The 11,694-nt window shown below is 63.6% G+C and carries 12 protein-coding genes; 6 read left to right on the top strand and 6 right to left on the bottom strand.

The features are described from left to right. The first annotated feature begins 19 nt into the window (after nt 1-19). From flgG to flgL, 6 genes are all read left to right on the top strand, one after another. On the top strand, nt 20-802 hold the full coding sequence (gene flgG, locus CLAM6_RS09150; RefSeq protein WP_153635821.1) for a flagellar basal-body rod protein FlgG: 783 nt from the start codon (nt 20-22) through the stop codon (nt 800-802). 106 nt (nt 803-908) lie between these two features. Further along, nucleotides 909-1,586 carry a flagellar basal body L-ring protein FlgH gene (locus CLAM6_RS09145; protein WP_153636875.1) on the top strand — a complete coding sequence of 226 codons (678 nt, stop codon included), beginning with the start codon at nt 909-911 and terminating at the stop codon, nt 1,584-1,586. A gap of 113 nt (nt 1,587-1,699) precedes the next feature. Next, nucleotides 1,700-2,830: a flagellar basal body P-ring protein FlgI gene (locus tag CLAM6_RS09140; RefSeq protein ID WP_153636874.1), complete on the top strand. Its 1,131-nt coding sequence runs from the start codon at nt 1,700-1,702 to the stop codon at nt 2,828-2,830. Continuing rightward, nucleotides 2,830-4,287, top strand: a complete 1,458-nt coding sequence (gene flgJ / locus CLAM6_RS09135) for a flagellar assembly peptidoglycan hydrolase FlgJ (protein WP_153635820.1) — start codon at nt 2,830-2,832, stop codon at nt 4,285-4,287. The genes CLAM6_RS09140 and flgJ overlap by 1 nt, the downstream gene beginning before the upstream one ends. A 160-nt stretch (nt 4,288-4,447) precedes the next feature. Beyond that, complete coding sequence (gene flgK / locus CLAM6_RS09130; protein ID WP_153635819.1) at nt 4,448-6,079, top strand: flagellar hook-associated protein FlgK; 1,632 nt, start codon at nt 4,448-4,450, stop codon at nt 6,077-6,079. A 10-nt stretch (nt 6,080-6,089) separates the two neighbouring features. Further along, nucleotides 6,090-7,349 (top strand): flagellar hook-associated protein FlgL, encoded by a 1,260-nt coding sequence (gene flgL, locus CLAM6_RS09125; RefSeq protein WP_153635818.1) that lies wholly within the window; start codon nt 6,090-6,092, stop codon nt 7,347-7,349. 135 nt (nt 7,350-7,484) lie between these two features. Here the strand turns inward: flgL and fliR are convergent, their stop codons facing one another. The 6 genes from fliR to fliM all read right to left on the bottom strand — a co-directional run bounded on the left by fliR (nt 7,485) and on the right by fliM (nt 11,693). Continuing rightward, complete coding sequence (gene fliR, locus CLAM6_RS09120) at nt 7,485-8,282, bottom strand: flagellar biosynthetic protein FliR (protein WP_242007635.1); 798 nt, start codon at nt 8,280-8,282, stop codon at nt 7,485-7,487. A gap of 60 nt (nt 8,283-8,342) precedes the next feature. Further along, entirely contained in the window at nt 8,343-8,612 is a 270-nt protein-coding gene (gene fliQ, locus CLAM6_RS09115; protein WP_153635817.1) for a flagellar biosynthesis protein FliQ, read from the bottom strand. Nucleotides 8,613-8,782: 170 nt separating this feature from the next. Further along, nucleotides 8,783-9,550 (bottom strand): flagellar type III secretion system pore protein FliP, encoded by a 768-nt coding sequence (fliP, locus tag CLAM6_RS09110; RefSeq protein ID WP_153635816.1) that lies wholly within the window; start codon nt 9,548-9,550, stop codon nt 8,783-8,785. Nucleotides 9,551-9,576: 26 nt separating this feature from the next. Beyond that, nucleotides 9,577-10,200: a flagellar biosynthetic protein FliO gene (gene fliO, locus CLAM6_RS09105; protein WP_153635815.1), complete on the bottom strand. Its 624-nt coding sequence runs from the start codon at nt 10,198-10,200 to the stop codon at nt 9,577-9,579. A gap of 13 nt (nt 10,201-10,213) precedes the next feature. Beyond that, on the bottom strand, nt 10,214-10,684 hold the full coding sequence (gene fliN / locus CLAM6_RS09100) for a flagellar motor switch protein FliN (protein ID WP_153635814.1): 471 nt from the start codon (nt 10,682-10,684) through the stop codon (nt 10,214-10,216). Then, a complete protein-coding gene (gene fliM, locus CLAM6_RS09095; RefSeq protein ID WP_107334751.1) occupies nt 10,677-11,693 on the bottom strand; it encodes a flagellar motor switch protein FliM in 1,017 nt (338 codons plus the stop codon). Before fliM ends, fliN begins: the two co-directional genes overlap by 8 nt. Nucleotide 11,694: the final 1 nt, after the last annotated feature.

The raw sequence follows: 11,694 nt of genomic DNA, 5'->3' as shown, positions 1-11,694 counted from the left end.
AACACGGCGGAGCCCCCTGATGATTCGTGCCCTATGGACAGCCAAGAGCGGCCTTGAAGCTCAGCAGATGCAGATGGACGTCACGGCCAACAACCTGGCCAACGTCTCGACCAATGGTTTCAAGCAGTCGCGCGCGGTGTTTGAAGATCTGCTCTACCAGAACATGCGCCAGCCCGGCGCTGCCTCCTCTGCCACCACCGAGCTGCCCTCGGGGCTGCAGGTGGGCACCGGAGTGCGCGCCGTGGCCACCGAGCGTCTGCACGTCCAGGGCAATCTGGAACAGACCGAGAACTCCAAGGATGTCGCGATCAATGGTCAGGGCTTCTTCGCGGTGATGCTGCCGGATGGCACCAATGCCTATACCCGCGATGGCTCCTTCCAGCTCGACAGCACCGGCCAGATGGTCACCGCCAGTGGCTACCCGCTGGACCCGGCGATCGTCATTCCGGCCAATGCCCTGAGTGTCGATATCGCCTCCGATGGCGTGGTCAGCGTCACCCAGCCCGGCTCCACCAACAGCACCGAGGTCGGTCAGCTACAGCTATCTACCTTCATCAACCCGGCTGGGCTGTTCAGTCGTGGCGAGAATCTGTATTCCGAGACCGATGCCTCGGGGCCGCGCAGTGACAATGTGCCGGGCTTCAATGGTGCGGGCACTCTCTATCAGGGCTTCGTCGAGACCTCCAACGTCAACGTGGTGGAAGAGATGGTGGGCATGATCCAGAACCAGCGTGCCTACGAGATCAATTCCAAGGCCGTGACCACCACCGATCAGATGCTGGAGCGTCTGGTCCAGATGTAGGGGTTGTCGCATGTCGCTTTCACGTGATCTTCCGGTGGTGGCACTGACATCCCTGTCAGCGGGTGTTGCGTGCCAGGATGGCTTGGCGTTGCCTGGCTGGCGCTGCATGCGCCGCGTGCTGGCCGGATTGGTGATGCTGGCCATGACGCTGGCAGGGGCAGGGTGTGCCCATATCCCCAGCGAGCCGCTGGTCGATACCACACCAATGGAATCGGCGATGCAGCCGCGCCCGGAACCGATGGCCAATGGCGCCATCTTCCAGCCGTTGTATGGCAACCAGCCGCTGTTCGAGGATCGCCGCCCACGTGCCATCGGCGACATCATCACCATCCTGCTCGACGAGAATGTCAGCGCCAGCAAGAGCTCGGCCAGCAATGCCAGCCGTGACGGCAGCCTCGGTTTCTCGCTGACCGCCATCCCCGATTTCATGACGGGGCTGCTGGATGGCACCGATGCCGATATCGAGGGCGAGAATGACTTCACCGGCAGCGGTGGCTCGAATGCCAACAACAGTTTCACCGGCACCATCACCGTGACGGTCAGTCAGGTGCAACCCAACGGCAATCTGGAGGTGCGCGGCGAGAAGCGCATCGCGATCAATCAGGGCACCGAGTCGATTCGCTTCTCCGGGGTGGTCAATCCGCGCACGATTTCCTCGGCCAATACGGTGCAATCTACCCAGGTGGCCAGTGCACGCATTGAATATGTCGGTGATGGCTATATCAACGAGGCGCAGAACATGGGCTGGATGCAGCGCTTCTTCCTCAATCTGGCGCCGTTCTGAGCCTGGAGTGGCGATTGCCGTGCAATGATCTGTAGAGAATTGCCCTGTTCTGAATGCTTCGTCCCGATCTCTCACCACGCTGTCTTATCATGAGTCGCTATCCGATGCCTGAGATGCTCCCTTCTCCACGCTGGCGCGCTGCGCTGGCCGCCTGTCTGATGCTGGTGAGCTGCCTGACCTTGACACTGCAATCGGCGCAGGCCGATCGCATCAAGGACCTCGCCCAGGTGCGCGGCGTGCGCGACAACCCGCTGGTCGGCTACGGCCTGGTGGTGGGGCTGGATGGCAGCGGGGATCAGACCACCCAAGCGCCGTTCACCGGCCAGAGCCTGACCAACATGCTCTCCCAACTGGGCGTGACGGTGCCGTCGGGCACCAACATGCAGCTCAAGAACGTGGCGGCGGTCATGGTCACCGCCAGCCTGCCGGCCTTTGCAAGCTCCGGTCAGCCCATCGATGTCGTGGTGTCGTCGCTGGGCAATGCCAAGAGCCTGCGCGGCGGCACCCTGTTGATGACGCCGCTCAAGGGCGTGGATGGTCAGGTCTACGCACTGGCGCAGGGCAATCTGATCATCGGCGGCGCCGGTGCCCAGGCCGGCGGTTCCAGCGTGCAGGTCAACCAGCTGACCGCCGGTCGCATCCCCAATGGGGCGACGGTGGAACGCGGCGTGCCGACGCGTCTCGGAGATGAAAATGGCGTGATCCATCTCGATCTGTTCGAGGGAGATTTCAATCATGCCCAGAATGTCGCCAGCGCCATCAACCGCGACTTCGGGGGCTCGCTGGCCTCGCCGCTCAGCAGTCGCGATATCGTGGTGCAGGCGCCGCGTGATCTCAGTCAACGTGTTGGTTTCATCGCCAGGCTCGAGAACATCGAGGTCGCCCTGGGCGTGCCGCGTGCGCGTGTGGTGGTCAATGCACGGACCGGCTCGGTGGTGATGAATTCCGAAGTGCGCCTGGCGCGCGCTGCGGTCACCCACGGCAACCTGTCGGTAGTGATCGACGCCAATCCGGTGATCAGTCAGCCCGCGCCGCTGTCCCAGGGACAGACGGCAGTGGTCAACGACCCCGATATCAGCGTGAACCAGCAGGGCGGTGCGCTGCGCATGGTCGAGGGGACTGCCAGCCTGCAGGAGGTCGTCGATGGCCTGAATGCGCTGGGCGCCACGCCGCAGGACCTGGTCTCGATTCTGGAAGCGCTCAAGGCAGCCGGTGCGCTGCGTGCTGATCTCGAGGTGATCTGATGAGTGTGCTTGGTAGCGGTGCCAACGTGGACGCCGGTCGTCTGGCCTTCGACACCCAGGGACTGGCGAGTCTCAAGGGGGCGGCCAGCAGTGGCGGTGAACGCCAGCAGGAAGCGCTGGAAGAGAGTGCGCGCCAATTCGAGGCCTTGATGCTCAACATGATGCTCAAGCAGATGCGCTCGGCGGCCGAGAATTCAGCGCTGACCGGCTCCCAGCAGCAAGAGATGATGACCTCGATGCTGGACCAGCAGCTCTCCCAGCAACTGGCCAGTGTCGGCGACGGTGTCGGTCTGTCGAAGATCCTGATTCAGCAGTTGTCTTCCAGCTCGGGGATGGGCTCGAACACGGATAGCAGCACCGTAATCTCCCCCAGCGCAGCAGCCGATGGGAAGTCTGTTGATGAACAGGGTGCCGACGGCTGGTTGTCGGCGGTGGGCCTGACCCCGGGGATGGGCGCGGCTCGCGAAGATGACTGGCAGGCGGCGGTGGAGACACACCCTGCAGACGAGGTCACCGGCTTCATCGCGATGCTCGATACGCTGGCGCCCGGCGACACGGCGCGAGGCGTCTACGCCGAGCTGCCGATGGCGACGACAGGCAAGGATGATGTGTCTGACACCGTCAGCCCGGAGACAGTGACCGACATGGCAGCGCTCAGCGAGCAACAACGTCGTCGGCCGGAGAATGTACAGCGCTTCGTGGCGGAATTTGGCCCCGCCGCTCAGGCGGCCAGTCGTGAAAGCGGGCTGCCTGCAGAATTGATTCTGGCCCAGGCCGCGCTGGAGACAGGCTGGGGTCAGCGACGCATTCACACCGAGGCCGGCACCGACAGCCATAATCTGTTCGGCATCAAGGCCGGCAGCAGCTGGCAGGGCGACAGCACCACGGTGCTGACCACCGAATACCGTGATGGGCGGCGCATGCGTCTCGAGGACAGCTTCCGCGTCTATCCCGATCAGGCCAGTGCGCTGCGTGATCATGCCGCGCTGCTGACCGGCGCTCAGCGTTATGCCCACGTGACCCGGTCGCCGGACCCCGAGAGTGCCGCGCGTGCCTTGCAGGAGGCGGGCTACGCCACTGATCCGCACTATGCCGACAAGCTGATCTCGATCATGAGCCGTGTCGGCCCGCTGGAGGCCAGCGGGTCTCTCGAGACAGCGGAGACCCGCCTGGCGACACGCGATACCGTGCCTGCGTCATCGTCTGTCGCTACCGACAACTCAAGCTCCCCGCGTGGGTTGCTTGAGGCCTCCGCGCCGCTGTTTGCCCTCGATGCGCGCGATTCTGAGCCGCTGGTCGAGCTGGCGTCTGCGAAGGATGCGGCGTCTACGCCGGGTGTGGCGTCTGCGTCGGATATGGCGGCTGCGACGAATGAAGAGATCGGTGCTGGCAGTGAAGGCACTGCATCAGGGGCCATTCAGGTGGCGATGGGCCGTTCAGAGCCGCTGTTCCGCTAGAGTCGCTGATGACGAATCCCTGTTGATGAATGGCTGGCAACTATTGCTGCCTACGGCCTCAAGTTGGCGTTTGACGCGCCGATATTTACAGCATCCGTACGCCGCGGTGTGGCGTCATTAATCCTCCCCCTCTATCCATTGTTCCTTTCAGGTAAACGCCATGGCCAGCAGCATGTTGAGTATCGGTGTCAGCGGTCTGCAAGCCGCCCAGACGGCGCTTGCCACCAACAGCAACAACATCGCCAACGTCTACACGCCGGGCTATAGCCGTGAAACGGTCGAACTGAGTGGCAGCAGTGGTGGCGGTGTCAGCGTGGCGTCGATCAGCCGTCAGACCGACAGCTATCTCTCAGCGCAGCTGGACAGCGCCATGAGCGCCAGCACGGCGCTTGAGACCCACGAAGCCAACATCAGCCAGATCGACAATCTGCTCGCCGATGACGAGGCGGGCCTGGCGCCGTTGATGCAGGAGTTCTTCGGCGCCATCGAAGGCGTGGCCAGTCAGCCGAGCGACCCGGCGGCGCGCGAGAGCCTGCTGGGCAGCGCCGAGAGCCTGGCCGGGCAGTTCAATGCCTTCTCCGCCTATCTGGATGACATGGACGCTGCGGTCAATTCACGGCTCGGCGATGTGGTCGGCGACATCAACACTGCCACCAGCCAGATCGCCTCGCTCAACGAGCAGATTTCCCTGACGCGTGCGCGTACCGGCGAAGAGCCGCTGGGCCTGATGGACCAGCGCGATCAGGCGGTGACCGACCTGCAGACGCTGGTCGGCGTCGAGGTGCAGGAGCAGGATGGTCGGCTGAGCGTCAGCCTCGGCAATGGCCAGCTGCTGGTCAACGGCAGCAGCAATCATGAACTGGCCGTGGAGCCCGACCCGCAGGACATGAGTCGTTCGGTGGTTACCTACAGCGTGGCGCCGGGAGTGACCAGCGCCATCGATGAGGAACAGCTCGAAGGCGGCACCCTGGGCGGGCTGTTGAGCTTCCGCGCCGACAGCCTCGAGCCGACTCAGAATCAGCTCGGCCAGTTGGCAGCGGGTCTGGCGTTGACCTTCAATGCCCAGCACGCCGACGGTGTCGACGCCAATGGCAACACGGGGGGCGACTTCTTCACTCTCGGCGATCCGGAGGTGCTGCCGGTCAGCGGCAATGCCGCCGGAGCGGACCTTGAGGTGACATTCGCCCCCGCCACCCAGCAGGAAGGTGACGACTTCTACAGCGTCGCGCTGACCGGCGATGACTACCGCCTGAGTCTTGACGGCGGCACCTACCAGCTGGAGAACCTCAGCAGCGGCGCCGTGCAGACCCTGACCCCGGACAGAGAAGGCGTGATGCGCCAGGACGGCCTGGTGTTCACCGCCACCGGCATGGCGGACGGTGACAGCTTTACCATCCAGCCGACGCGCAATATCGCCGACACCTTCGGGGTCGCGATCGACGAAGGCGCCGAGATCGCCGCGGGCTCAAGCGGCGCCAGTCTCGACAACCGCAACATTCTCGCCCTGCAGTCACTGCAGAGCAGCGACGCCCTGGGTAGCGCCGGCAGCTTCAATGATCACTACGCGTCGCTGGTCAGTCAGGTCGGCAACCAGACCCGTCAGGTGCAGGTCAATCTGGAAGCTCAGCAGGGTCTGACCGAGCAGCTGTCGGCGGCAGACCAGTCGATCTCGGGGGTCAATCTGGATGAAGAAGCCGCGGATCTGATCCGTTATCAGCAGTATTACCAGGCCAACGCCCAGGTCATCCAGACCGCGTCGACGGTGCTGGATACCATTCTGAACATCCGCTAACGAGGCCGTGATGCGCATCAGTACCCAAACCCTCTATGCCCAGGGCGTCACTTCGATGCTGGATCAGCAGGCGGCGTTCTCCAAGGTGTCCGAGCAGCTGGCCACCGGCAGGCGCGTGGTCAATCCCTCGGATGACCCGAGTGCGGCCAGCCAGGCGGTGACGATCTCGCAGTCCCAGGCCGTCAACGAACAGTTCAGTGACAGCCGCACAACGGCGCGCAACAATCTCTCCATCGAGGAAAGCGCGCTCAATCAGGTCACCGACACCATCACGCGAGTCCAGAGTCTGATCGTGCAGGCGGGCAACGGCACTCTCAGTGACAGCGACCGCGATGCGCTGGCCACCGAGATTGAAGGCAATCGCGAAGTGTTGCTGGGGCTGGCCAACAGCACCGACGGCAATGGCAACTATCTGTTCGGCGGCATGAGCGGCGACACGGCGCCCTTTGACGAGGATGGCAGCTATCGCGGCGATGATGAGCAGCGCCAGCAACGCGTCGACAGCTCGCGCCTGATGGAGGTCAATCATACCGGCAGCCAGATCTTTGGCGGCGTGGCATCCGGCAATCAGCAGCTGGCCCGCCAGACCAGCGAGAGCGCGTCGTCACTGCCGATCACCTTCAAGGGGCCGGAAGTCATCGACGCCTCGGCGCGGGTCGATGGCGCGGCCTATAGCGTCAGCATCGATGCCGCCGGTGTCACGATCAGCGGCATCGATGCCGAAGGCAATGATCTCTCGATCCTGGATGATGAAGGCAACCCGCTGCCATCGCCCGTGGCATTCAGCGATGGCATGACACTTGCCTTCAATGGCCTGTCGATGACGCTGTCCGGTGATGAGCAACAGGTCGCTGAAGCTCAGGCCTCCGGCAAGGCAACCCAGCTGGTAATCGAGGAGGGTGAGGCCAGTGCCGATCTGTTCGCCAATCTGGATGGCCTGATCACTGCGCTGAGCACGCCGATCGAGAGCGAGGCCGACCAGGCCGCCTTCAACAATGCCATCTCGACCGCCAGTCGCCAGTTCAGCAACAGCCTCGACAATGTGCTGGCGGTGCGTGCCGATGTCGGCACCAAGCTCAACGAGCTGGATTCGCTGGATATCATCGGTGATGACCGTGAGCTCAACTATGCCTCGACCCGCTCGGGCCTGATCGATCTGGACTACAACGAGGCGATCTCCGACTACTCGCTGACCCAGGTGGGGCTGCAGGCCTCCCAGCAGGCGTTCTCGGATATCTCGGGCATGTCGCTGTTCGACTATCTGCGTTGAGTGAGGGCGTGACCGCGTTCGAAGAATGATGAAAAAGCCGCACTGGATACTCGCTCTCGCGATGGCATCCGGTGCGGCTCTTGCGTGCTGGTGGTTGCTTTTCAGATCTTTGCTTTTCAGATCATTGCTTGCATGTCATGGCATCGTGCCCAGGCCCTCATGCACGGCCTGGAAGGCGCCCAGCGCCTGACGGAACAACAGCGACAGCCAGTCCGTCATGCCCGGCATCATCAGCCACAGCATCGCGATGCCCAGCAGCAGGGTCAGCGGGAAGCCGATCGAGAACACCGACAGCTGCGGCGCCGAGCGATTGAGTACGCCCATCGCGAGGTTGATCGCCAGCAGCGAGGCCACCAGCGGCAAGGCCAGCAGCAGGCCGGCGCTGAACAGGCTGGCACTCCACAGCAGCAGATTCTCCAGCCCGACGGGCCCCATGCGGCGCAGGTCGAGGGGAATCTCGTGGAAGTGGGTGACCAGGATTTCCAGCACCAGCAGATGGCCATTGAAGGCCAGAAACAGCAGCATGGCCAGCATGCCCAGCAGACGCGACAGCACCTGGGTATTGGTGCCGGTGTCGGCCGAGAAGAAGCTGGCGAAGGCCAGCCCCATCTGCAAGCCGATGAATTCTCCGGCCGCCTCGACGATGGCGAAGGTGATGCGCATCACCAGTCCCAGTGCCAGGCCGACGCCCATCTGCAATACCAGCTGCCAGACGGCGGCCGGGCCGAGCACATCCACCGGGGGCGGGCTCTCGACCAGCGGTGCGATGATCAGCGCCAGGCCAAAGGCCATCAACAGGCGCACCGGCGTTGGCAGGCTGCGGTGACCGAACAGCGGCGCGCTGATCATGAAGCCGGACAGGCGCGCGAAGGGCCACATCACGCTCAGCAGCAGGGCCTGGAGATGCTCGGGGGACAGCAGGTCATTCGGCAATGGAGCGACCTCCCGCCGGGCTTGCGTCGGGCTTTGCGGTGACGCTCATCGGTGCATCGCTCATCCGATTAGGTGCGGGAAGCTGGTGAAGACGCTGCGCGTGAAGTCCATCAGCGTCTCCAGCAACCAGGGGCCGGCCAATACCAGGGTGCCGAACACGCCGAGAATCTTGGGGATGAAGGACAGGGTCATCTCGTTGATCTGGGTTGCGGCCTGGAACAGGCTGACGATCAGGCCGATGAACAGGGCGCTGGCCAGCAGTGGGCTTGCCACCAACAGGATGATGTACATGGCATGCGAGGCCAGGCTGGTGATGACTTCAGGGGTCATGGCGGCGCGTTCTCGATGGGCAGGTGGGCAGATATGAGCTGTCGAGGCTGGCAGTGCACGGTGGCGCGGCACGGTCGCGAGTCACGGCTGGAAAGCCCGGTAATGGGGTGACGCCAGGGCCTGGCTCAATAGAAGCTCTCCCAGAAGAAGTTCTCCAAGAAGAAGTTCTCTCAGTAGAAGCTCTCGGCCAGCGACCCCAGCAGTAGCTGCCAGCCATCGACCATCACGAACAGCATCAACTTGAAGGGCAACGAGATGGTGGCGGGTGGCACCATCATCATCCCCAGCGCCATCAGCACACTCGCCACCACCAGATCGATGATCAGGAAGGGTACGAACAGACTGAAGCCGATTTGGAAGGCCGTCTTCAGCTCGCTGGTGACGAAGGCCGGCAGCAGCACCCGCCACGGCACGTCCTGCGGGGTCTGGATTTCCTCGACCTTGGCCAGGCGCGCGAACAGGGCGATATCCGGCTCACGCACCTGACCGAGCATGAAGTCGCGCAGTGGATCGCCGCCGCGTTCGATGGCTTCCTGCAGACTGATGGCCTGGCTGTCATAGGGTTGCCAGGCCTCGTCGTAGATACGCTCCAGCACCGGCGACATCACGAAGAAGGTCAGAAACAGCGCGATGCCGACCAGTACCTGATTGGGCGGCGCAGACGCGGTGCCCAGCGCGGTGCGCAGCAGGCCCAGCACGATGATGATGCGGGTAAAGGCACTCATCATCAGCAAGGCCGCCGGCAGCAGGGCGAGGCCACTGAGCAGGATCAATGTCTGGATATTCAGCGACCAGGACTCGCCGCCGTCCGGCAGTGGCTGGCTGGTCAGGCCGCTGAGCACATCGGCGTGTGCCGATTGGCTCGTCAGCAGGCATGTCAACAATGCGACCAACAGCCCTGTCAGCAGCTCTCTTGTCTTCAGTCCTCTTGCTCTCATGCCCGGCGACAACCTCACCAGGCCCGTCATGAGCGAGGCTCCGCATCATCTGTCTTGTCTGGAGTGTCACGCTTGGGCGCTTCAGAGGACATCGTGGCGGACGTGGCAGCCGGCGAGCGTCTGGCGAGACGGTCGCGCAGCAACTCGGCAAAGCCGGCCGCGGCACCGCTCCCGCCGGTTGCGGAGGTGGGCGAGGTCAGCGATGCGTTGTTCGGAGTGCTGCCATCGTATGCGGGCACCAGGCCGCCATTCTCGGCCGTCAGCTCACCGAGGGAGGTGATGCCCGCCGGCCCGACGCCCAGCAGCAATTGCTGGTTGCCCACCGCTACCACCACCAGGCTCTGCTTGTGACCCAGCGCCAGCCGCGCCAGCGGGCGCAGGGCTATGCGATTGCCGCGCAGTGTCTGGGCACCCCCGAGTGTCTTCATCAGCCATGCCAGCAGCAGGATCACGCCGATCACGCCGGCAAGCGCCAGCCCGGTATTGACCAGGCTGGCCGCCCCCAGCGGTGAGCCGCTGGATGTGTCGGCATTCAGGTTTGCGTCGCTACCGAGAAAGGCCGGTGACGGCGCTTGGGTAGTGGCGCTGGTATTGGTATTGGGGCTGGCATCCGGCAGCAAGATCGCGCCGTCAGGGGCATCGGAGGTCATGACAGGAACAGCCTTAGCGGTTGAGCTTCTGTACCCGCTCATTGGGGGTGATGATTTCCGTGATGCGGATACCGTACTTGTCCTCGACCACGACCACCTCGCCCTGGGCGATCAGGTAGCCGTTGATCAGGATGTCCATCGGCTCACCGGCCAGGCCATCCAGCTCGATCACCGAGCCCTGCGACAGCTCCAGCAGCTGCTTGATGGTCAGGCGCGTGCGCCCCAGCTCCACGGTCATCTTGACCGGGATGTCCATGATCATGTCCAGCTCACGCGGACGTGCGCCGCCACCGCTGCCATCGAGGGGTTCGAAGATTTCGCCGCCCTGCGGGGCAGCCTCGCTCTGCTGTTCTTCCAGCGCCTTGGCCCACTCGTCGCCCATCTGCTCGGTCATCGCATCGGCCCAGGGGTCGTCAGTGCCGGATGTCGGGGAATTCGGGGTGGCCTTGGGCGCGGGCGCGTCTGGCGAATTGGGCTCACTCATCGCCGCTGTCCTCGCTGGCAGTGTTGATCGGATGATTGATGATACGGGTCACGCGCAGGGCGCGGTGGCCATTGGCGCGACCGAAACCGGCTTCGAGCACCGGCACATTGTTGACGTAGGCATTGACGCGCTCGGGCTTCTCGATGGGCAGCACATCGCCCACGGCAAGTTCGGCCAGCGCGCCCAGCGTGGTGGTGATGCTGGCAAAGTCGGCGTGCAGCTCGACATCGGTGGCGCGCACTTCCTTGCGCAGGCGCTCGCCCCAGCGACTGTCACCCTCGGCGCTGGTTTCCTGCAGCGGGCTCGAGAGTAGCTCGCGGTGCGGCTCGATCATCGAGTAGGGCAGGCAGATCTGGAAGTCGCTGCTGTGATTGCCGACCTCCAGATGGAAGCTGGTGCACACCACGATCTCGTTGGGAGAGCTGGTGATATTGGCGAACTTGACCTGCATCTCGCTGCGCAGATAGTCGGTTTCCACGGCGTAGACCGCCGACCAGGCGTCGCGGTAGGCATTCAAGGCCAGCTGCATCAGGCGCTGGATGACGCGTTGTTCGGTGCGCGTGAATTCGCGGCCCTCTGACTTGGTCACGAAGCGACCGTCACCGCCGAACAGGCTATCGACCACCATGAACACGAGGCTGGGCGGAAACACCAGCATCGAGGTACCGCGCAGCGGCTTCATGGTGAACAGGTTGATGTTGGTCGGCACCGGCACGTTGCGGGAAAATTCGTTGTAGCTCAGGAACTGCACCGGCCCGGCGGTGATATCGGCGCCGCGGCGGATCAGGTTGAACAGCCCCATGCGGAACTGGCGACTGAAACGCGAGTTGATGATATCCAGGGCATGCAGGCGATCCCGGATGATGCGGTGCTGACTCGCCGGGTCGAAGGGGCGAATGCGCGCTTCGCCGGGCGTGCTCGAGGCGTCAGCCGTTGCACCGCTGTCACCGTTCACGCCGGAGAGCAGAGCATCGATTTCGTCCTGTGACAGCAGATCGTCTTGAGCCATG

Origin of the sequence: Cobetia sp. AM6, from assembly GCF_009617955.1 — a bacterium.
Classification (GTDB): domain Bacteria; phylum Pseudomonadota; class Gammaproteobacteria; order Pseudomonadales; family Halomonadaceae; genus Cobetia; species Cobetia amphilecti.
This window is presented reverse-complemented; position numbering and strand designations above follow the sequence as displayed.

Excerpts from the sequence above, each read along its gene's own strand:
- flgG (WP_153635821.1), top strand. The coding sequence starts at position 20 with ATGATTCGTGCCCTATGGACAGCCAAGAGCGGCCTTGAAGCTCAGCAG.
- CLAM6_RS09145 (WP_153636875.1), top strand. The coding sequence starts at position 909 with ATGCGCCGCGTGCTGGCCGGATTGGTGATGCTGGCCATGACGCTGGCA.
- CLAM6_RS09140 (WP_153636874.1), top strand. The coding sequence starts at position 1,700 with ATGCTCCCTTCTCCACGCTGGCGCGCTGCGCTGGCCGCCTGTCTGATG.
- flgJ (WP_153635820.1), top strand. The coding sequence starts at position 2,830 with ATGAGTGTGCTTGGTAGCGGTGCCAACGTGGACGCCGGTCGTCTGGCC.
- flgK (WP_153635819.1), top strand. The coding sequence starts at position 4,448 with ATGGCCAGCAGCATGTTGAGTATCGGTGTCAGCGGTCTGCAAGCCGCC.
- flgL (WP_153635818.1), top strand. The coding sequence starts at position 6,090 with ATGCGCATCAGTACCCAAACCCTCTATGCCCAGGGCGTCACTTCGATG.
- fliQ (WP_153635817.1), bottom strand. The coding sequence starts at position 8,612 with ATGACCCCTGAAGTCATCACCAGCCTGGCCTCGCATGCCATGTACATC.
- fliP (WP_153635816.1), bottom strand. The coding sequence starts at position 9,550 with ATGAGAGCAAGAGGACTGAAGACAAGAGAGCTGCTGACAGGGCTGTTG.
- fliO (WP_153635815.1), bottom strand. The coding sequence starts at position 10,200 with ATGACCTCCGATGCCCCTGACGGCGCGATCTTGCTGCCGGATGCCAGC.
- fliN (WP_153635814.1), bottom strand. The coding sequence starts at position 10,684 with ATGAGTGAGCCCAATTCGCCAGACGCGCCCGCGCCCAAGGCCACCCCG.
- fliM (WP_107334751.1), bottom strand. The coding sequence starts at position 11,693 with ATGGCTCAAGACGATCTGCTGTCACAGGACGAAATCGATGCTCTGCTC.